Below are 21,201 nucleotides of genomic sequence, written 5' to 3'. Positions count from 1 at the left end.
TTTTCTTTTTTGACGCTACGGGTTTCTCACAAACGATTTGAGCTTTGGTTCCGCGGAAATTTACAATTGTAGCTAAATAGGCCGGTCACGGGACCGGCCTGGGAGGGGTGGTTAACGGTTCCAGCCGTCAGCGCGACGGGCTTACCGAGGTCAGAACGGCGGTCGACGTCGCCGCAAACAGCGTCTGCGTCTGTGACGCCGCACCGGGCCCGCTCTGGTTCACGACCGTGGGTGCGGTCGAGCTTGCTCCGCCACCGCGTGCCTCCGCCGCGGTCGAACCAGGTCCGCCGCCGGCTGTGGTCTCGCCCGTCGGATCGGCGCCGTTGGTCGCTTCGGTCGGGATATCGCCGGTGATGCTGGTGAACGATTGGATCAGGTCGGGATTCTCGGTCTTGAGAACCGCCTCCTGGATCAGCTGGGCAACGCCGGGCTGCGACAGGACGCAAACCGAAGCGGCGGTGCCGAGACCAGCGCCGATGGCGCGGCTTTGATCGGTGCTGCTGGCCTTCGCCAGCGAGACAATGCCATCGACTGTCTCGGGACGCGCGGTCAGGAGGTCGCGCACAGCCGAGGCGAGGCCGCCTTGTCCGTCCTTGAACTGGTCGAGCAGCCCGCCGGGATTGGCCAGAAAGTCGGTGGCGCGCTCGGCTGAAACAACGCCCGTGTTGGCAACGCAGCCCGAGCTGACGCCCGTTGCGCCGAATGCTGCCGGCATTCCGGCGAAAATTGCCAGCGCTCCGACGATCACGGTGAAGCGCCTACCAGAATTCCAGCTCATTGCCCTGCCCACTTCAATCAATTTGGCTTTAAACTTCAATTAATTTGACTTTAGCTCGACTTGCACGGATTTGCCACGTTCTTTTCGCACCTGTGATGGTAGCGATTGCGCGAGGCCGCACCCGACGATGGCTGCGAAAAACACGCCGTAACCGGGTATCTGCAACGAGAAATCGATGCAGCTATGTGCAACTCCCAATACAGCGACGCTGGCGCCGATCACGGGTATGTAGCGGTCGCGTTTTCGGCGCAAGCTTCCGGTAAACAGATGGTAAAGATACCAGAGGCAGGCCAGCGCGATGACGGCGAAGGCGGGGATGCCTAATTCGACGGCAATTTCCAGCGGCGTGCTGTGAGCGCGGTCCCAGATGCCGAGACTGCCGAGCGTTGCGGGTCTGATGGCGGGAAAAACAGCTTCGAAATTGCCCAGCCCGACACCGAGCAGCCGATGATCAGCGATGATCCCCAATGATGCCTGGTACGCAGCAAGCCGCTGCGGATCGATCAGCCCGTGTTCGACGATTCGCCCCGCCACGAGGCCGCCTACGAGCTGCAAGAGCACGAGCCCTGCTGCCGCTGAGCCGCCGAGGACCAGCCACTTCCGCGATCTGCCGAGCTCGAGCGGCACGAGATAAAGGATGATGGCCAGCACGAACGTGCCAACCGACAGCAGCAGACCCGCCCGCGATCCGGTCATGGCAAGCGCGATCGTGCAGATCGCGAATCCCGCACCGAGCGCCACCGGCGCGGAGAGGATTTGCTCGAGCTGCGATCGCCAATCCGGTTGTTCCGGCGGCCCGCCTTCCTGGCGGTGCATGGTGCGCAGAAGCGGCACCAGAAACAGCAGGGCGCAGCTGCCCCAGAACGTCGCCGCCGTGTTTCGATTGACGAAGGTCCCTGTGGCAAAGCCCAGGTAGGCTTCTTTCTGCCTGAACAGCACCATGTCCGGTGCGATCAGCTCCGCCAGAATTCCGTACAATGCATACAGGCATCCCGCCCATGCCAGTATGCGTAGCAGCGAGCGTGCGGCTCCCGCATCGCTTGCAAGAATCACGGCGCGCGTGAAGGCGAGCGACAGCAGCAAGACCGATCCGAACGCCAGCCACGTTCCGCGTGCGGTGACCGAGAGACGGTCAGGCAGTACGAGGCCGAAAAAACGCCGCGGCAGTTCCCAGACCGCTGCTGATTCACTGGACGGATCGCTCCACGTTTGCAACGCCACGATGACAACCACCGCCGCGATCGCCACTGCCAATGGAATGAGCAACATGGCATTGCGACGGCTCACGGCCGAAAGATCGGCGGTCAGCAGGCTGCAGACGAGCAGAAAATTCCAGAAGCAAATCCACGCGAGGTCGAGGGATCCGAGCGGAAGTGGCGCCAGCACAAACACGGCTGTGGCGAAAAATCGCGATATCGCGCCCAAAGGCCCCTCTGTCATTCAACTCAGCCGCGATGGAGCTATCAGAACTTCGCGCGAGATCAAGTTAATGCGAGGCTAGGTCGTTGATGGCCATTCGCAACATTGCAAACAAGGCCGCAGCTCGCGCGTGCAGCCCTGATCTGTTCCAAACGCAATGCCCGTTGCCTCACGAAAGCTGAATTGAAGTCTATGAGCATGTCGTCGGAGCAAAGATGCCGACCGGCGTCTTGCTGCCGCATCTGTCGTGCACTGTCCTGGTCGAGATCGGCGCTTCGCGGCTCTTTTCAGTTGAATAAACCACCCGGTGGAGGCATTATATTGCACCGCAGCATTTCGCTTTGGTCGAATCGTAGAGCCTCTATCAAGTGCTAGCTCATCAAACAAAGGCGCACTACGTTCCGCTGGACAGCGTTCGTGGCCTCGCCGCCCTCTGCGTGGTCGTCCATCACTTCGTCGGATCGGATCCGCTCGCCGCTGCGCTGCCTCATCGCGCCTGGATCGACGTCGCGTTTTTTCACAATTCCTGGCTCTTCGTCGATTTGTTCTTCGTGTTGAGCGGCATCGTGATCTCGATGAGCTATGTTCAGTCCGAATTCAGCGGGTTCGACTTCCGAACGTTCACCTTGCGTCGTATCGCACGCATCTATCCGCTGCACATCGTCATGCTGTTCGCCTTTCTGGCGTTTCGGCTGATGCGGCTCACGCTCACCGAACTGGACCTGCTGCACTTCTCGACCAACGAGACGGCGGATCTCCAGGTTAACAATGTGTACTCGTTTGTCGCGAATGTGTTCTTGCTCCATGCTATGGGCGTGCTCGATTATCTGAGCTGGAACGGCCCGAGTTGGAGCATCAGCGCGGAGTTCTACACCTATCTCGTGTTTGGCGCCGTCGTCGTCCTGTCGCAGCGCCTTGGCTACATCAGGCTCGTCTATGTTTTCAGCGCCGTGCTGGCGGTGATGGGCGCGGCTCTCATTATCTTCGTGCTCAAGAATGAAACGCTCGATTTCCAGACCAACGCCTTCACCCGATGCTTCCTGGGCTTCTTCGTCGGCGTGCTCACGCTTCGTTTCGTCTCGGGAAAAGGTCGTTCAGTGAGCCCCTTCGTTCAGTCGGCCTGCCAGATCGGTGCGGCCGTCGTCGCCATCGTGCTGGTTTCCGTCGTCGGCTTCGACGAACGGCTCAGCTTCGTGGCGCCGATCGTTTTCGGCGCCCTGCTGGGCTCGCTGATGGCGTTTCCGGAGCGGCTCCTGCCGAAGCTGCTGTCCGTCCGTCCGCTGGTCTGGCTGGGCAAGCGCTCCTATTCGATCTACATGACGCATGCGCTGATACTTGTCCTCATCCAGTACTTCGCGCGTGGCGTGGGCACCGGGCGCCTGCAAATCGTGGACAACATTCTTCCCGGACTAGCAGCCTCACTGCTGCTCGCCGTCTTCGTGGCCGCCGTGCTCGTGCTCTCCAACCTCACCTACCTCTGGGTCGAGATGCCGGGGTCGCGGTTCGTGCTTCGGCTTTTCAATCGCCGCGCCGTTCCCGCTGTGGTCGCGGCGGAGTGACGGGCATGTCCAGCAGCTCTTCGGCTCTACCGAGGTCGGACTGGCGCATGGTCGATCCGGCGGCCTTGCCCCGGCATCACCAGCAGGAGGGCAGTGCATTCTTCAGTCTCGAGGCTATCGCGCTCTTGCTTTATTTCTACCGCGATGCGCTCGCAGGCGCGCTGCGCTATTATCTGGCCGTTCTCAAGATCAGCCCGCTGTGGTTCCTGCCTGACATTTTCGCGCTGGTCTGCATTTTTGCCTTCGTGCAGCGCTACGTCCTGATGGGGCGTAACCTCGTCGCGATCCTCACGCTGTTCTACATCTGCTTTGCGCTTTACCTCGGATACGTGTTCCTGGGCTATTTCAGCGGCATGATGTCGTCGTTCAAGATGATCGCGCCGGTGTTCGTCGGCTTCTGCTTCTGCGGGCGCAATTTCGGCGACTACGATCGACTGCTGCGGTGGCTTCACCCGATCTTCTACCTGACGATCGTCGGGATCATATTGTCGTCCCGCATGCAGTTGCCCTGGGTGGGATATGCCTACGAGACTTTCGGCACGACGCGGCAGGCGACGCGGCTGTGGTGGTCGGCGTCCGAGACGCGCCTCGCCGGACTTGCCGCCGACAGCACGATGGCCGCATTCTTCGTGTTCATTTCGTTCACGATCAGCTCGGTGCGCCGGAGCCTGCTGTGGTGCCTGTTCTGGGCCCCGATCGGTCTCTACGCCATCAAATTGACCACGAACAAGACCTCGCTCGGCGTGATGGTGATCTACGTCGCTTGCCTGATCATCGTTCGCCTCGTTCCCGAGCGTGAGAAGTTTCCCATGCTGCGGCGCATGGCGCTGCTGTCGTTCCTGTCGATCCTCGTGCCCGCGGTGCTGATCGCCCTGTTCTCCGGCAACGGGCTTGTCAGCATGTCGCGCGGCCTGTTCAGCCTGCAGGACCGCGTCAACAACAGCTGGCAGTTGCCGTTCGTCTACATGGCTGAGCTTATGCCGGTCGGTTTCTTCACCGGCTGCGGCCTCGGTTGCTTCAACTATCCGCAGCTGCTGTTCTCGAACAAGCTCAGCTATTACGTTCCGGTGGATAATTTCTACCTCGGCACCTACCTGATGTTCGGGCCGATCTTCGTGTTGTTCATGGTCATGGTCATCCTCGCGGTCGCAAGGACCAGGGACATCTACAAGCTGTCTTTCGCGGTCGCCATGAACCTCTTCACCATCACCGTGCTGGCCTATGGTCCGGCAAGCGGCTTGATCATGCTCGGCGTCGCCTTCAGCGAAGTCTTCGCCCGAGAGAGACGTGACGAGACCGTCGCGGACGCGGTGCCACTCGCGCCTGACGTCGACGATCTGGTCTCTCGGCCGGCATGATCGCGATGTTGCCGCATGCAATGAGCTGCAGTGCGCAGCACGGGCGCTGGTCCGGAACTTTCCTTCATCTTGATATCGGATCGCGGCGGTGAGCGCAGACAGCAAGAATTTCGTGGAGGCGATCCAGGGGCTGCGCGGCGTCGCCGCGCTCACCGTGCTGATCGTCCATCTTCAGGACATGCCGCTTCTGGCAGGCTTCCTGCCTCCGATCTGGCCGTGGCTGGAAGCGACTGTCAACATGGGCGGGCACGGGGTCGAGCTGTTCTTCATGATCAGCGGCTTCCTGATTCCGGCGAGCCTGATGCGTCACCGCAGCGTCGGGAAGTTCTTTCTCGATCGCGCCCTGCGAATCCTACCCGTGTTCGTGATCCTGCACCTGATCCTGTTCACGGCAGGCCCCCTGGTTGGCTACAAGTTCTTCAAGGGGATCGATCTGCCGACCTATCTCAAGCTGTTCTTCGTCAATCTGGCGTTCCTGCCGGACGCGCTGGGATTGCCGATCGGCCAGCAGAACGCGTGGACACTGAGCTACGAATGGGCGTTCTACATTCTGTTCGCGGTGATCTTCGTGATGTTGGTGCGGCGGAGGAACTGGCTGCTGGCGGCGCCGTTCATCCTGCTCGGTCTCGCGGGCATCGCCTTTCGGCCGATCGCCGCGTTCTTTCTGGTCGGGCTGTTGTTCAGCCTGATCGATTTGCGGATCCGCGTCGTCGGCTGGCCCGGATTGCTGGCGGGCATCCTTTGCGGGATCGCGATGTACGTGTCGATCGAATATGCGCATCCGCTGGTCGGGCTGTTGCCGGGCGCGCTGCTGTTTGGAATGGTCCTTGCTCCGGACTCCGGTATTGCCGTCGCTTTGAGCGGCAAATTCCTGCAGTTCCTCGGAAAGATCAGCTATAGCCTCTATTTGGTCCACCCTTTTGCGCTATTTCCGTTGCAGGTCATCGGAGTGAAGCTGGCCGCGCATGGCGTCAATCTCTGGCTCCTCTGGGCCGGGTTCGCGGGCCTCGGCCTGATTGCCGCACTGATAGCGGGAACTGTCAGTTACGAGCTGATCGAAGTGAGACTCCGCCGCTTGCTCGATCCGGCGCTGCGGGGCCTGTTGTTTGGAGTGCGCCGTGAAGCTCGCTATGTCGCCTGAGCGCGTCCTTTCGCAATCGTTTCAGCCGGATCACATACGAGAGACGTCATGATCATCAAGAACCTGCTCTCGATGTCGAGCGTGAACGTCGTGAAGTCGGCCGTTCAGTTCCTCATCACGCTGCTGATCACCTATTTCGTGACGCCCACGGAATTCGGGCTCGTGGCGTTTTCGCTGCCCTTCATCGCCTTCATCTCCATGCTGACCGACCTTGGGCTGTCGAGCGCGATGATCCAGCGGACGTCGCTCACCAGGGAGGAAGCCGGCGCGGCGACGACTCTGATGGTCGCGATCGGGATTGGTTGTGCCCTGGTGCTGGCCGCCGCCTCGAAGCCGCTGGGGGCTGCCGTCGACATGCAGGGGCTGCCGTCCGTGCTCGCCGCTCTCTCCGGTTCGGTCGTCTTGTCCATTTCCGCGATGGGGCCGCGCGCGGTCCTGGAGCGCTCCCTGCAATATCAGACCATCGCCTTGATCGAAGCCGGCGCGGCTCTGGCTTCCGCGACGGTGGGCGTGGCCGGAGCCCTGCTCGGATGGGGGATCTGGGCGCTGATCGCATACTATGTCCTGATGCAGGCGGTGCGCGCCGTCGCCTTCTATGTGAACACCAGGCGCCATATCCATCTGTCCTTCAAATGGCGCGGCGTCGCGCTGATGCTGTCGTTCGGCGGTTGGGTGCTGGCCTCGAACGTCCTCAACTTCACTGCGAGAAACGTCGGCAATCTCATGATCGGCGCCAAGCTGGGCGCAGCGGCGGTCGGTCTGTTCGGTCTCGCCTTCCAGTTCATGACGCTTCCGCTGATGATCCTGTCGTGGCCTGGCGGCGGCGTTCTGATGGCCACCCTGAGCCGGATGAACGGCGAGCGGGAACAGGAACGGCGCAGGGCGGCGATCTGCGCGGTGCTCGGCATGACCGCGATGATCACATTCCCGGCAATGATCTACCTGACGTTCGGGCTGAAATATCCCGTTGCGACGTTCCTCTCGCCGCATTGGCAGGAAGTCCTGCCGCTGATTGCCATCCTTGCGCCGGCAGGCGCGGCGCAGTCGATTGCGGCCTATGCCGGACCGATTCTGCTCGCTCACAACAAGGCCCGGCTCCAGTTCTGGGTGAGCACCGCCAACAGTGCCAGCATGATCCTCGCCTTTGTCGTGGCGTTGCCGTTCGGGCTCACGGCCGTGGCGGTCGTGTACCTGATCGTATCGATCCTCGTTTGCGTCCTGATGCTGATGATTGGAGCCCGCAACTGCGCGATCTCCTATGCCTCTTTGTTGGGCGCCCTGATGCCGGCCACCGTCGCCACCGCACTCGGCGCATTGTGTGCACTCGTCGCCACGAAGGCAGACGTCGCAAGCCTGTCACATTGGCTGTTGGCGACGGCCGTCTATGCGCTGATCGTGCTTGGCAGCTACGTGATATTCAGGCGTCGCATCTGGAACAGCATGCAATCGCTGCTCGGCGGCTCGGTTCCGTCGATCCAGGCGAATGTTTCCTCGGCAGGTTAGTAGAGATCGTTTGATGTCATCAGTTGAGGGAATGAGCGGCAAGTCCCAAGCGGGAATTCCGTGGCGCGAGGACCTGATGGCAAACACCGGCAGGTCCGGTGTGGCTGCCGCTTTCGTCGCCATGCTGACGAGCCCGGGCTTTGCCGTGATCACGACCTGGCGCATCGCCAGGATGCTGCGATTCCAGACCCGCTGGGGACATCAGATCACCTGGCTGCTCGTGCGGGCGCTGATGCGGCGCGGCTGCTACATCTCGGTTCTCGCGGAGATCGGTCCAGGGCTGATCTTGCCGCATCCGACCGGCGTCGTGATCGGCGAGGGGGCGCGGATCGGTCGCTCCGTGATGCTTTATCACAACGTCACGCTCGGCCGGCGTGCCTGGGATGAACCGGGTTGCCCGACCATCGGCGACGGTGCCGTCATCTACACCGGTGCCGTGATCGTTGGCCCGACTTCGATTGGTGCGGGAGCAAACGTTGCCGCCAACGCGGTCGTGACGCGTGACGTCCCGCCGCATTCCGTCGCCGCGGGAGCACCTGCGCGGATCGTGCGCTCGGAAGCACCAGGTCGCCTGCGCGCCTGACGGCCCGCGAACCGACGGCGAGGTTCCCGGCGATCCGCGTTTGGTCCGCCGGTTCAACCCGGTCACAATTCTGATTGCTTGCCATGTATAGTTGTGTCCGGAAACGTCTCGGACACAGGAAGCAAGCCCATGTCGTCGATCATTACCGATTTTTCGCAGGTCTATCCCTATCTCGACGGCTCGAAGTTCAAAGACACCATCGTCGTGCAATATCGGGGCGATGGCGACGTCAAATACAGATGCGACGTCCTCGTGGACATCTGTCGGGGCAAGCGCGTCCTGCATGTCGGATGCTGTGATCATCTGCCGCTCATCAAACGAAAGATCGACAACCGGGACTGGCTGCACGGCCTGATCACCGAGTGTTCCGAATACACCGTCGGCGTCGACATCGATGCGGATGCGGTGCGGGAGGCGTCGCGGATTTCCGGGCTCGACAACATGGTCGCGGGCGACGTGACGTCCGGCCAGAAGATCGATGCAATATCCGGCCGGAAGTTCGACATCGCCGTGTTTGGCGAAGTCGTCGAGCACATTCCGAATCCGGTCTCGTTCCTGTCGCGCTTCAGGGAGAATTACGGCGACGTCGTCGATCAGATCGTGATCACCGTTCCGAACGCCTTCAGGGGTGGCAACATCAAGGGCATCTTGAAGAACGTCGAGACGATCAACAGCGATCACCGGTTCTTCTTCACGCCCTATACCATCGCCAAGGTCGCAATCGACGCCGGCTATGCGCCGGTCGAGGTGAAGATGGCCACCTTCATGCGCGCCGGAAAGCTGAAGTCGATGCTGCTGCGGCGGCTTCCGCTGCTGGCCGAGGATATCATCTTCATCGGTGCGGCCACACCCGCGCGGCCGCACTGACCTTGCTTCCCCCGTCGTCCCCGTTCAGCTGGCAGGGGGACCTGCCAGCTGGTTCGGCGTCAGACGAACAGGAAGTTGCCGTGATCCAGGTTGGCCGAATTCACATTCTTCAACAGGATGGAATCGGCCGAGGTGAGCTGGATCAGCGTGTCGGAACCTGATTGCGAAATCTGCAGGTGGCTGTAGTCGGCCACCAGTGATTTCAGGATTTCGATCGTGTCGTGGTTCGCCGCGGCTCCGGCGTGGAAGCTCTTGATCTGGTCGTTGCCGCCGTCGAACATGACGGTGGTCGTGCCCGGCGCCGCGGAGAAGACGTCGTTGCCGCTGCCGCCGGCCAGTGTCAGTCCCGCAGTCACCGCCGTGACGGCGTGGGTCCCATCGGTGTTGAGGACGTCGATCGAGAGCAGCGAGCCGCTGGTATTGTAGCTGTCGTGCTCGACGGCGCCCGGCAGGCCGGCGACCTTGAACTTGAAGACGTCGGACGTTCCATCGGCGTTGTTGATGGTTTCGGTCGTCTTGACCCCGGTGCTGTCGTAGACATCGGAGACCTTGCTGCCGTCCGCCTTGACCACCTGCGTGTAATCGAGCGTACCGTCCGCGTGCGACCGGGTGATCGAGGTCATCTTGCCCGCGGCGTCGATGTGCTGCTGCTCCGTGACGTAGCTCTTGCCGGTGATGTTGTAGATCGTGTTGTCGTGCGAGCCGTCGGCGTTGTTGGCGTAGACCGCGGTCTTGACGCCCGACGTGAACACGGTGGTCGAGTTTGAGCCGTCCTTGTTCAGCACGTAGTCGCTGGTGAGACTGCCGCTGCCGTCGAACAGCTTCGTTTCCTTGGTGCCGTCGGCGTTGACGACGTAGATCGACGAGTTCAATCCGTTCGCGTAGTTCGTCGTCGTCACGTCGCCGCCCGCCGTCTTGTGAACGTCCTGGACCAGAGCTCCCGACGAGTTGTACGTGTCCGTCGTGGTCGATCCATCGGCGGCATTCAGGATCTCGCTCATCTTGTGGCCGGTGCTGTCGTAAAGGTCGGTGACCTTGCTGCCGTCGCTGTTGATCACCTGCTTGTAGGCAAGCGTATCATCGGCGTGAAGGCGGGTCAGGGCCGTAAGTGCGCCGGCGGCGGTGAGGTGTTGGATCTCGGTCGTATAGCTCTGGCCCGTGATGTTGTAGAAGGTGTTGTCATGGCTGCCGTCGGCATGGGTGACATAGAGCTTCGTCTTGACGCCGGCGGAGTAGACCGTGTTCGAGGACGAACCGTCCTTGTTCTGGATGAGGTCGCTGGCGATGATCCCGCTGGAATCGTACAGCTTGGTGTCCTTTGACCCGTCGGCGTTGACCACGTAGACCGACGCCAGCTTGGCGCCGTTGTAGTTCGTCGTCGTGGTGTCGCCGGAGCTCGTCTTGGAGACCTCCTGCTTCAATGCGCCGGTCGATGCATCGTAGATGTCGGTCGTCGTGCCCGACGACGTGACGGTGATGACCGAGATCTTGTGGCCTGTGGAATCGTACTGGGTCGTGACCTTGCTGCCGTCGCTGTTGACCACCTGGCTATAGGCCATCGAGCCGTCGGCATGGGTACGGCTGACCAGAAGCAGCTTTCCGCTCGGATCGATGTGGTCGTGCTCGTTGGTATAGGACTGGCCGGTGATGTTGTAATAGTAGTTGTCGTGGCTGCCGTCGGCATTGGTGCCATAGACCTTGGTCTTGACGCCGGCCGTGTAGAGCGTGTTCGAGGACGAGCCGTCCTTGTTCTGGATCAGGTCGCTCGCGATGATGCCGTTGGAATCGTACAGCTTCGAATCCTTCGATCCGTCGGCGTTGACCACGTAGACCGACGCCAGCAGCGAGCCGTTGTAGTTGGTCGTGGTCACGTTGCCGGAGGTCGTCTGCACGACCTGCTGCTTGAGCGCGCCCGCGATGGTATAGAAATTGGTCGTGGTGGCCGTCGACGTTATGGTGACGGCCGAGGTCTTGTGGCCGGTCGAGTCGTACTGGGTCGTGACCTTGCTGCCGTCGCTGTTGAACACCTGGCTGTAGGCCATGGTGCCGTCCGCATGGGTGCGGCTGACCGACAGCAGCTTGCCGCTCGCGTCGAGGTGATCGTGCTCGCCGGTATAGGACTGGCCGGTGATGTTGAAATAATAGTTATCGCGGCTGCCGTCCGCGTTGGTGACGTAGGCCTTGGTCTTGACGCCTGCGGTATAGAGCGTGGTCGACGACGAGCCGTCCGCGTTCTGGACCACGTCGCTCGCGATGACGCCCTTGGCGTCGTACAGCTTGGAGTCCTTCGAGCCGTCGGCGTTGACGACGTAGACGGACACCAGCAGCGAACCATTGTAGTTCGTGGTGGTCACGTTGCCGGAGGTCGTCTGCACGACGGTCTGCTTGAGAACGCCGGCTGTGGTGTAGAAATCGGTGCTGGTCGCCGTCGATGTCACGGTGACGACAGAGGTCTTGTGGCCCGTGGCGTCGTACTGGGTCGTGACCTTGCTGCCGTCGCTGTTGTAGACTTGGCTGTAGGCCATCGAGCCGTCGGCATGCATCCGGACGACTGATAGAAGCCTCCCGCCCGCGTCGAGCTGGTCGTGCTCGCTGGTATAGGACTGGCCGGTGATGTTGTAATAGTAGTTGTCGTGGGTGCGGTCGGCATTGGTGACGTAGACCTTGGTCTTGACGCCGTTCGAATAGAGCGTGTTCGAGGACGAGCCGTCCTTGTTCTGAACGAGGTCCGCGGTGAGATTGCCGCTCGTATCGTAGGTCTTGGTGTCCTTGTCGCCGATCGCCGAGACGGTGACGTCACGCACCATCTTGCCGCCGGTATAGGCGATGTTCTCCGACGAGCCGTCGGTATTGAGCGTTACCTTGCTGGTGATGACGCCGTCGGTGAAGTTGGACGTGCTGGTCGACAGAAGCTTTGCGGAGGAGTCGTAGACCCTGGTGACGCTCCAGGTGTCGGTCGAGTTGGTGACGGAGAACTGGTAGCCGCCCTGGATGGCCGCGAGCGCCTTCCCGTAATGCGAGATCATGTACGCCATGGTGGCATCGGAGGCGACCGGAAGCACGTGGGTGTCGGTGAGCGTGATGGTCTCAAGCGAATCCGAGGCGTTCAGGTCGGACATCTGCGACACGATGTCGGCGGCGGTTCCGCTGACGTCGGTCACGGCGGGCGGTGCAGAGCCGCCTCCTGCGGGAGCGTCGATCTCGATGATGAGCGGGTGGTCCGTGATCGGAACCACGATCTGGCTGACATCGGTGTAGGTCGCGATCGGCGAGCTGCCCTTTAGCGGGTCATAGACGTTGATCAGGTGGTGGACGCTGCCCAGGTTGACGGTAACCGATATCGTCGGATTCGCGATCTCGGTGTCGGTGGCGTCGTTCCAGACCTTGGGTTCCGCCCAGACCACGAGCTCATAGGCGCCGTTGCTCTTGCCGAGAACCATGCTGTTCCCGCTCGCCGGCATGTTGTCGAGCGTATAGTTCAGCGAGGCAGTCGGCGTGTGGCCGCCCTTGCCGTCGTCGGCCAGGATCGTCGTCAGATTGTGGACCGCGGTCGCCGCGAGCTTCGGGGTTCCGTCGGCGTTGAACAGGCCCCAGTGCGATTCGGGATCCGTAGGGTCGTTGCTCGCCGAGGCGTCGAGCAATTGATAGAGATAGGTGGTGCTGACGCCGTCCTTGTAGGCATCGACCAGCGTGTTCAGGATCGATTTCGCCTGTACGTTCTCGCTGGCGCCGACATACGGGGTATCGCTCTTGGTCGTATATCCGGTCTCGGTGATCACGACCGGTTTGCCGCCGGTGACCGACGTGGCGTTACCGAGCAATTGCTCGAGGGCGGTTTCGGGTGTCAGGCCGGTGCTGACATAGGCGTGAGAGTTGGCGTAGTCGGTCGACCCCGACATGTTTCCGAGATTGGCGTAGTCGGCCGAGTCATTATAGCCGATCGACAAATTGTAGACGGGGATATCCTTGAGCGCGGCGTCCGCCTTGATGGCGCTGTAATAGACAGCCTGGAACTGCGCTGCGGCCGAGACGCTCGAGCTCCCATTATAGCTGAAGCCCTGGATGTTGACCTCGTTGAGGCCTTCCAGCGCGATGACGCTGCCGGGATGGCTGGCCGCGAACTCCTTGACGGATTCCAGATAAGACTGGAGCGCAGCCGCGCCGCCGGCCGGAACGCCCGACGGAACCACGAGGTCGAATTTGTAACCGTCCTTCGCAAGTCCCTCGACGATCGGTTGCGCTTCCGGGCTCGTGGCGAGTCCGCCCCGCAGTTTCGTCACCCCGAGATAATTGAGATTGTCCTCGACGAGGGCGAGGTTGTCGTAGGCGCCCCAGGAATATCCAACGTGAACATTGACGCCGATGGAACTGACAAAGGTGCTCGCCGACAGGATCGTCTGATCTGGTGATGCGGTAGTCATCGGTATTTCGGAGCCTTTTCTGAAACGCGAGAGTTCGGTGCCGCCTGCGTCTGTCGTATCGGCCAATCTCTGTTTTTCGAGTTGGTGAGATCGGTAAAAATGGAAGCACCCGGAGATTTTCTCACCGACGCTTCCGGCGCGACGCCCACAGCGCACGAATCTGCGTGGACTGAGATTGATCGATGAAGACCACGGCAATGTGCTTGCAGCGTGACGTTCGAATGGCGATGCAACGACGATGTTCGATCGATGTTGTGCCGGTGCCTAATCGAAACGCATTTGCTTGTCGCGCGAGCAGCCTTGCTTCGAATCTATTGTGTTAAGCGCCGTTAAGCCTGTGGCGTGGGCGGATCGAGTTGCCTGCGAGTCACGACCGCAAAAAATATCGATCGAACTTCGAATGTGACAGTTGTTCGGGCGTTGAAGGCTTGCAGCGCGCTTCCGAATTTTCCCGCGTGCAGTCGGGAAGCGAGAAAGTAAATCTATGGAACTCGCCACCGGAGTTTTGTTTTCTCTCCTGGTCGCTGCGACATCGTGTCGACGTCAATGCAGAAGGATATCGAGTCTGTCTTTGGCCGATGAAGAAACCCCTCGTTGATGTGCAGGGCCAGTCGAACGAACGACGCCGACCAGATGAGAGGTCCAATCTGTGTGCACGAGGTGCGGCGATCGGTGCGTTGACGGCGGGACAATCGGTCGCGGACCCGGCGGGCAAGGGGCCGGGGGACGTTTCAACCGGGCGTTGCTTGCGGAATTTGAAGGGAACGCCGACTTCCGGCGGAAGGCGCGAACCCGAGAAGCGGACTTCGGACGTCGTCTGCAGTGCCGGGGCGGAGTGTCGCAGATCCGCAACGTCAATATGTTAGGCGCGCAACGCTGTTGCGGGCAAACCGCTGGCACGGCATGGAATTTGCCGCTAAGCACTGACCGAAATGTCGTCGATTGAACGGAGTAAGGCCATTCCCATGCAAGATCCCGCCCCGAATGTCATGTTTCTGGTTGAGGTCGTGAATTGCAATGACGGGATTGCATCCTATTGCGAGACCCTGGCCACGGGATTGCATGGCCGGGGCGTGCAGATCCACCTGGTCTCCGGTGCCGTGCGCTCGGACGAGAAGTCCGAATACAAGCGTCAGAAGCTGGCGGCGGCCGTCAAGGAATGGCACGTCATTCCGGGACTTCGGAAGTTGCCTTCGCTGTCGATCTTCATGCGGTTGTTGAAGCTGATCCGGAAGAACAACATCACCGTGATCAACGTCCACGGGCTGGGCATGCTGATGTGGGGCCGGCTGCTCGCGCTGCTCACCGGCGCGCGCTGCGTTGCGACCTATCATCCCTCGGTGCTCGGGAACATCGAGAAGGTGCAGAATGCGCCGCAATCGACCTTCAGCCCGGTCCAGGTCCTGTTCTTCAACCTCTTCTTTCCCCACACCCTCATTCTGATGTCGGAGGAATCGCTCCGGCATCTGCGCCGCTACGTGCTGTTCGGCAAGAACCGGATCGCCAAGGTCTATGGCGGCGTCGACACGGTTCATTTCCGGCCGCCCTCGGATGCCGAGCGCCGCGATGCGCGCGCGAAATTCGGCGTTGCCGACGGTGAGTTCATGTGCCTGCTGGCAGCCCGTCTCGCCTGGGTGAAGGGCCACGACCTCCTCATCAAGGCGGCGCGCAAGATCCGCGACGGCGCCAGTTCTCCGCCGATCGACATCAAATGCTACTTTGTCGGCAGCGGCGGAGCCGAGCGCGAGAAGGAAATCAAGTCGTTCGCTTATGCTGGCGAGAAGGACAAGGACACCTTCAAGTTCCTCGGGTTCATGGGCGACGTCCGCGAAATCCTCTGGGCCGCCGACGTGTTCGCGCTGCCGAGCCGGTTCGAGGGATTCCCGCTCGGCGTTGCCGAAGCCATGGCGACGGGCCTCATTCCGGTCCGGACTCCGGCGGGCGGCGCGACTGATCAGATCATCCAGGGCCAGACCGGCTTCATCGTCCCGTTCGAGGACGTCGACGCGCTCGTCGGTGCGCTCGAGAAGGTGGCCGACCCCGCGATGCGCGCCGCGCTGTCGCGCAATGCTCTTGCGCGCGCCCAACAATATTTCGGTGTCGGGCCGATGGTCGACGAGACTCTCAGGATCTACGGTTTGACCGGCGATACCAGCGGCAACGCGCTGGCTCACGCGGTGAAGGCCTGATCCTAACTGCGTGCCGAGGCCAGCAGATCGCCTCGCCACGTCACCAGAACGACGGCGAGGCCGGCAAAGACGATCTTTCCCGCGAGCCAGGTCAGGGAGTCCGACGGAGCCGCCGCTAGCATCGCGATCGCGGCGGCCGCAACGGTCGCTTCCAGGATCAGCAGCGCCCTTGGCGCCGCCCTGAACCGGATCAGCGGACCGCTGGCGAAGAGGATGATGAGCGCGGTGGCCAAGGCCGCGCTCGCGATCTGTCCCGCCACCGATATGTGCAGTAACGCGCCGATCGAGGATGCCGCCGACACCAGCAGCAGCTGGCACGCCGCGACGACGACCAGTCTCGTCGCCGATTTGGTTAGATGCGGCACGATCGCGAGCGTGGCCTGAAGGTGGGTGTGGAGGAAGTAGAAGATCGCCGCGACCGGCGCCGCGTTGAGGAAATCGACCAGCAGATCGGCGGGCACGAACAGATGCGCCGCGTCGGGCAGGAGGCCGATCAGCCCGCCCAGCATCACGATCGTCGCGCAGAGGATGAATTCGAGCATGCGGGCGCTGGCCCTGCGCGCTTCGCCGTCGACGCCGCGCTCGAACTGGACCACGACATTGGGATAGCAGACGGTGTGAATGGCGGCCACCAGGACCGAGAACGGGCGTTGCAGGAGGTCGATCGCCATCGAGAAGCCGGCCGCTCCGGTCGACGCGCGGCCGAGCGTGGCGATCACGATCAGGCGCAAGGTGACGGGTACGGAGAGATGAATGACGGAGGCGGCCGCAGCCATGATGCCATAGCGGCAGAAATTGCCCCAGTCGGTCAGCATGGCGCGTCGCGACGCGCGCCGTAGCGAGGTGCGATGCACGACCAGGCTCAGGAGAAGCACCGCGCCGTAGCTCGCGGCCATGCCGCACAGCGTCGCTGCAGCCGTGCCGTGGAGCAGCGCGCCCGCGATGGCGCCGGCCAGAAGCACGCTGGCACGCAGGATCAGGAGGACGGACGCGGTCCCCAGCCGGTCGGACACGCGGACGATCATGAAATAGAGGTCGGTGGCGCCTTGCAGCACGGCCATCGCCAGCGCGAGGGCGACGACGCTCGTCTCGAGCGTGCCCAGCAGTCCCGCCACGCCGCCGACGAGCAGCAGCACCAGCGCGCTGAGCAGCCCGGCGCTGAACAGCGAGAACCGCAGGCGCGCGGCTTCTTCTCCGGAAGCTGCGGCGAGGAAACGAACGCCGGCCAGTTGCAGCCATTCGAACACGAAGACGCAGAACAACTGGCTCGTCGCCAGCGCCAGCGAGAACGAGGTGTACTGGGCCGGCGAGAGGATATGGCTGACGGCGAAGATCAGAATGATCGCGGACGCACTCTGGTAGATATAGCTGCCGAATGCGAGCAGGCTGATCATGTCTGGCAATGCGTGAGAAAGAACATGGCGGGATGGTTGAGGGCCATTGGCGGCATCTGCGTCAGCTTCGGCTATGTGCGAGGCGTGCCGCGGCCGCGCGTGAGCTCGTCGTAGACGTTGCGATAGCCGGCGACGACGTCGTCAAAAACCCATTTGTCGATGCCGGACTTCAATCGCTCGCTCATCTCCACGATCTGCTGCGGCGCTTCGATGATCGCCGAAATGCTCTTGGCGATCGAGGCGGGATCGGGCGACGTCAGCCAGCCGGTCACGCCAGGCTTGATCGCCTCCTGAATGCCGCCGAACGGCGTGCCGAGCAGGGGTTTGCAGGCGGCCTGCGCGTCGGCGACGACGAGCGGGCAGGGATCTTCCCAGACCGAGGGGACGACCACCACGTTCACCTGTTCGTAAAACTGCTTCGGCTGTACGAAGCCGAGAAATTCGATCCGTGCATTCGGAGCGAGCGCCTTGAGCTGCTTCTGCTGGCTCTCGGTTGTGTGGCCTGCGATGACGAGCCGAAACCGGTCAGGCGGAATCGTCGCGATGGCGCGCACGAGATTGTAGATGCCCTTCTCTTCGGTCAGGCGTCCGATGAAGCCGAACGTGACGGTGCCGTCGACCATCGCGGTGTCTGCGTTGCCGACGTTGGCGGTCGAGGCGTTTCGAATGACGATCTTCAGCGGTGTCTGCGTGAACAGGCCGAGCTGGGTATGGATGTCGAGAATGCGCTGGCTGACGCCGACGACGGCATCCAGATGTCGCGTCGCCCCGCGACGGCGAAGGGTCAGGATCTGACAGCTCATGCAGCTCGATTCGCAGGCATGTCCGTCCGAGAAGCGCGAGCAGCGCGGGCAGGTGAGATAATAGTCGTGAAGCGTGTGCAGGACCGGAATGCCGAGCTCGGCGGCGGTCCGCCACACCGCGGTCGTCAGGCCGGAGAGATTATTCGAGTGCAGGATGTCAGGCTTGAAGGCCTTGATGCGCGCCGCAACGAGCTCCGACATTGTCTGCCAGTCCTCGATCGCGTGCCAGATGCCGCGCACCGGCGAACTGTGCTGCTTGGCGAAAGGGAAATAGATGTTATGTACGGGCGCCGAATACACGTCGATGCCGTTGCAGGTCTCCATCTGCTGGTTCGATGCGGACGCGGCACGTATCACTTCCACGCCGTCGTTCTGCCCGACCAGGGTCTCGGCGAGGCGGCGGACGAACGTTTCCGCGCCCCCGACCACCTTCGGTGCCAATGGCGTTGGATAGAGGGATGACGTGATAAGGATCTTCATCGAAAAGGTCTGTCCAGCTATCCTGCCAAATGGCTTTGCTGAAATCTCCGTTTCGGCTTATTGCCGGTTGGTTCGATTGTTGTTCAAATAGACGTCCAAATATTGTCCTGTCACTGAATCCGCCGAAAACCTCTCGGCAAATCCTGGCTGCGGAGGCCGGGAGACTTTCCAGTGTGACCTTTCGTTGACGGCCTTCAGCATCAATTCTCCCAGTCGCTTATGATCGCTGGGCTCGTAGGACCCAACCATATTGGAAAACCCCGCGATCTCGGGAATCCCGCCGGCCGTCGAGCAAATCGTCGCCCGGCCGGCGTTGATGCTTTCGATCAACGTGCGCGGCAGCGGCTCCGGCCAGACCGAACTCACCAGGCAGACGTCGATGCTGGCATAGAATTGAGCTGCCTTGGCAAAGCCAAGCCATTCGACCTTCTTTCCGCTGCGGCTTTTTAGCCCCCGCACGTAATCCTCAAGCCCTTTTCCGGCAATTTTCAGTTGCCAGCCCTCGTCGGGAAGCTGCTCGGCCGCCTTGAGGACTACCTCAATACCTTTTTCAGCCTCGAGCCGCCCGATGAACCCGAATATCAGATCATCCGAGCTCGAAGCTGGTGACGGCACCACGGAGCTCGGATCGGCGATGTTGAAGATGACGCGGCCATCGGTGCCGGGGAAATATTTCAGCCTGGTGTGCTGGTCGAGCACGAATTGGCTGTTCGAGACCACCGCATCGACCATACGCGAGGCCAGCAGATAAGGCGACGTCATGGCGGCGCAGACGGTGCAGCGCTGCGCGCATGTCGCATCGCCCCGAAACAGCGTCGAGCGTTTGCAGAGCAGGGAATAGTCGCGCAGGGTGTGCACGATCCTGATGTTGCGCCGCCTGGCTTCCGACCACAGCGAGACCGAGAAGCCCGTGAGGTTGTTGGTGTGGACGACGTCGGGCTTCTCGATGTCGAGAATTTCGGCGAACCGCACCGCGGATTTGCGATTCCATGTGTCCTTGAGATGCCACTTCAGGCGCTGGACCGAGGAGGGCTTCCTGTCGTTGCCGAACGGCCAGTAATCGTTGTCCATCGGCACGCGGTATACGCGCACGCCCTTGAGTTCGTCGATCGTGCGCTCCTGCTTGTTCTGAAGGCAGACCACGGACACCTGATGGCCGCGCTGGACGAACGCCTCCGCGAGCAGCGACACAGACACTTCGGCGCCCCCGATGATCTCGGGCGGATAGAGCGTGTTAACGATCAGTATTTTCAAGGATAGCCTCGGATTAGCAGCCCGCCGCAGCGTCAGTTCGATGGCCGGATCTCGAAATCCGGCACGGCCGTGCCCTTGACGCTGACAAGCAACGGCGTTGTCGATAACGCCGTCCAGGCGCCGGCGGCAGGGCCCGGCGCTTGCTGACATACATATCTGATCTCGGCATTCGGTTCCGCATTTTTTAATCGAACTTCGAAGCGCTTCGACGCAGTCTCCGACCAAAGCGCGAGTTTCGTTTCCGATCCACTGTCACTGCGAATCTGCACGACGCCGGGCGCCGGCGTGGTTCGCGTTGCCTTCAGGCTGGTGCGGATGAAGGCCCAGCTTTCGCGAATGGAACACACGGCAGGCTTCGGCGAATTGTCGAAATGATAAATGCCGAAATTGTCCTCCAGTTCACCAGGCTTCGTCCCACTGTCCTTCAGCTCGTAGAGCCATATCCCCTTGAGCCAGGGACCGGCGGTCGAGGCCCAGAGGATGATCTGCGCCATGTTGTCGGCGGCAAGCTGCTCGGTCACGCCGCATTTCGCGCTTGGTGTCGGCCAGCCCGTTTCGGTCAGATAGATCGGATAGTCGGGATTGCCGGTCGCCTGTGCGACGCGTTGATGAAGATTTTGCAGCCGTTCGATCGCCTCGGCTGCGGTCCGCCCGGCCGGTGACAGGCAATGGTTGTAGATGTGAATGGACATCCCGTCCGCGATACGAAGCAGGTCGGTCTTCAGCAGGGCGTCGGTCCATTTCCAGCCGGGATCGTCGCCCAGCGCTCCGACCACGAAAGGCGCGGACGGCGCCGCTTGCTTGACCGCGGGCTGCACCGATCGGGCGAGCGTCGCATAGTTTTCGACGGTGAACAGCGGCTCCGCGCGCGCTCTGAGATTGTACTCGTTCCACAACTCGAAGATCGGCTGCCGTGATGCGACCGCTTGCGCGGCTGCCGTGGCATAGGTGACGAATCTTTGGCGCGCTTCGTCGGTCGTCGGCGGATCGGAATTCGGGACGAGATGATGGCCGGTCCCGAGAATGAGCAGCGGGATTCCGACGCCGGACCTGATCTGGTTCTCGAGGCGGCCGTTCAGGGCATTGAAGCCGAGCCGCTTGCCGGGCAGCTCGAAATCCGACCAGGGGAAGTCGTCGCGGAACGAGGTGACCCCCAGCTCCTTCATCTGCTTGATGGCGGTCGCGGGCACATAGCCGCGGGCGCTGGTGACGCCGCCGAGGCCCTGGTGCGTGCCGACGCCCAGCAGGAAGCGCTGATCGAGCGGCTGCGCATTCTGTGCGTCTGCAGGATATGAGAGGCCGGCCGCGACGCAGAGCCCGCACATCAACATCCGGAAACGACGCAGGGCGCGTTTCCTGTTTTGCTCGGTCACGCTCGTGTCCACTCCTGCTCGCGTCAACCCGACAAGGCTAATACTCTTCTGTGGCCCCAATGGGGTGGGGCCGCCTTGT

At 61.7% G+C, this 21,201-nt stretch carries 14 protein-coding genes; 7 read left to right on the top strand and 7 right to left on the bottom strand.

Annotated elements, in window-relative coordinates; translation table 11 throughout:
* Nucleotides 1-127: 127 nt before the first annotated feature.
* Both AB7G19_RS34090 and AB7G19_RS34085 read right to left on the bottom strand, forming a co-directional pair.
* On the bottom strand, nucleotides 128-778 hold the full coding sequence (locus AB7G19_RS34090) for a hypothetical protein (RefSeq protein ID WP_071916260.1): 651 nt from the start codon (nucleotides 776-778) through the stop codon (nucleotides 128-130).
* Nucleotides 779-817: 39 nt separating this feature from the next.
* The gene (locus AB7G19_RS34085; RefSeq protein WP_245344126.1) at nucleotides 818-2,218 is read right to left on the bottom strand and encodes an O-antigen ligase family protein; all 1,401 of its coding nucleotides are present in this window, start codon (nucleotides 2,216-2,218) and stop codon (nucleotides 818-820) included.
* A 347-nt stretch (nucleotides 2,219-2,565) separates the two neighbouring features.
* On the opposite strand from AB7G19_RS34085, the gene AB7G19_RS34080 reads away from it, so the two are divergent.
* The 6 genes from AB7G19_RS34080 to AB7G19_RS34055 all read left to right on the top strand — a co-directional run bounded on the left by AB7G19_RS34080 (nucleotide 2,566) and on the right by AB7G19_RS34055 (nucleotide 9,208).
* The gene (locus AB7G19_RS34080; RefSeq protein WP_085402137.1) at nucleotides 2,566-3,756 is read left to right on the top strand and encodes an acyltransferase family protein; all 1,191 of its coding nucleotides are present in this window, start codon (nucleotides 2,566-2,568) and stop codon (nucleotides 3,754-3,756) included.
* Between the two features lie 5 nt (nucleotides 3,757-3,761).
* Nucleotides 3,762-5,114 (top strand): hypothetical protein, encoded by a 1,353-nt coding sequence (locus AB7G19_RS34075; protein ID WP_085402196.1) that lies wholly within the window; start codon nucleotides 3,762-3,764, stop codon nucleotides 5,112-5,114.
* 88 nt (nucleotides 5,115-5,202) lie between these two features.
* Nucleotides 5,203-6,255: an acyltransferase family protein gene (locus tag AB7G19_RS34070; protein WP_085402136.1), complete on the top strand. Its 1,053-nt coding sequence runs from the start codon at nucleotides 5,203-5,205 to the stop codon at nucleotides 6,253-6,255.
* 48 nt (nucleotides 6,256-6,303) lie between these two features.
* Nucleotides 6,304-7,758, top strand: coding sequence for a lipopolysaccharide biosynthesis protein (locus AB7G19_RS34065; protein ID WP_166084206.1), 1,455 nt, complete (start codon nucleotides 6,304-6,306; stop codon nucleotides 7,756-7,758).
* A gap of 76 nt (nucleotides 7,759-7,834) precedes the next feature.
* Nucleotides 7,835-8,341 (top strand): serine O-acetyltransferase, encoded by a 507-nt coding sequence (locus tag AB7G19_RS34060; protein WP_245344125.1) that lies wholly within the window; start codon nucleotides 7,835-7,837, stop codon nucleotides 8,339-8,341.
* 129 nt (nucleotides 8,342-8,470) lie between these two features.
* A complete protein-coding gene (locus AB7G19_RS34055) occupies nucleotides 8,471-9,208 on the top strand; it encodes a class I SAM-dependent methyltransferase (protein ID WP_071916254.1) in 738 nt (245 codons plus the stop codon).
* A gap of 59 nt (nucleotides 9,209-9,267) precedes the next feature.
* Here AB7G19_RS34055 and AB7G19_RS34050 read toward each other — a convergent pair whose 3' ends face one another.
* Nucleotides 9,268-13,629, bottom strand: coding sequence for a hypothetical protein (locus AB7G19_RS34050; RefSeq protein ID WP_085402195.1), 4,362 nt, complete (start codon nucleotides 13,627-13,629; stop codon nucleotides 9,268-9,270).
* A 965-nt stretch (nucleotides 13,630-14,594) separates the two neighbouring features.
* Here AB7G19_RS34050 and AB7G19_RS34045 point away from each other — a divergent pair.
* Complete coding sequence (locus AB7G19_RS34045) at nucleotides 14,595-15,818, top strand: glycosyltransferase family 4 protein (RefSeq protein ID WP_085402133.1); 1,224 nt, start codon at nucleotides 14,595-14,597, stop codon at nucleotides 15,816-15,818.
* 2 nt (nucleotides 15,819-15,820) lie between these two features.
* Here AB7G19_RS34045 and AB7G19_RS34040 read toward each other — a convergent pair whose 3' ends face one another.
* From AB7G19_RS34040 to AB7G19_RS34025, 4 genes are all read right to left on the bottom strand, one after another.
* Nucleotides 15,821-17,212 (bottom strand): hypothetical protein, encoded by a 1,392-nt coding sequence (locus AB7G19_RS34040; RefSeq protein WP_085402132.1) that lies wholly within the window; start codon nucleotides 17,210-17,212, stop codon nucleotides 15,821-15,823.
* A 71-nt stretch (nucleotides 17,213-17,283) separates the two neighbouring features.
* Entirely contained in the window at nucleotides 17,284-18,495 is a 1,212-nt protein-coding gene (locus AB7G19_RS34035) for a glycosyltransferase family 4 protein (protein WP_085402131.1), read from the bottom strand.
* A gap of 57 nt (nucleotides 18,496-18,552) precedes the next feature.
* The gene (locus AB7G19_RS34030) at nucleotides 18,553-19,899 is read right to left on the bottom strand and encodes a glycosyltransferase family 4 protein (RefSeq protein WP_245344128.1); all 1,347 of its coding nucleotides are present in this window, start codon (nucleotides 19,897-19,899) and stop codon (nucleotides 18,553-18,555) included.
* Nucleotides 19,782-21,074, bottom strand: a complete 1,293-nt coding sequence (locus AB7G19_RS34025; protein WP_085402194.1) for a hypothetical protein — start codon at nucleotides 21,072-21,074, stop codon at nucleotides 19,782-19,784. Before AB7G19_RS34025 ends, AB7G19_RS34030 begins: the two co-directional genes overlap by 118 nt.
* Nucleotides 21,075-21,201: the final 127 nt, after the last annotated feature.

Source organism: Bradyrhizobium sp. 215_C5_N1_1 (assembly GCF_052075935.1).
Taxonomy (GTDB): domain Bacteria; phylum Pseudomonadota; class Alphaproteobacteria; order Rhizobiales; family Xanthobacteraceae; genus Bradyrhizobium; species Bradyrhizobium barranii.
The sequence above is the reverse complement of the archived record's forward strand: the minus strand, read 5'-3'. Positions and strand labels throughout refer to the sequence as shown.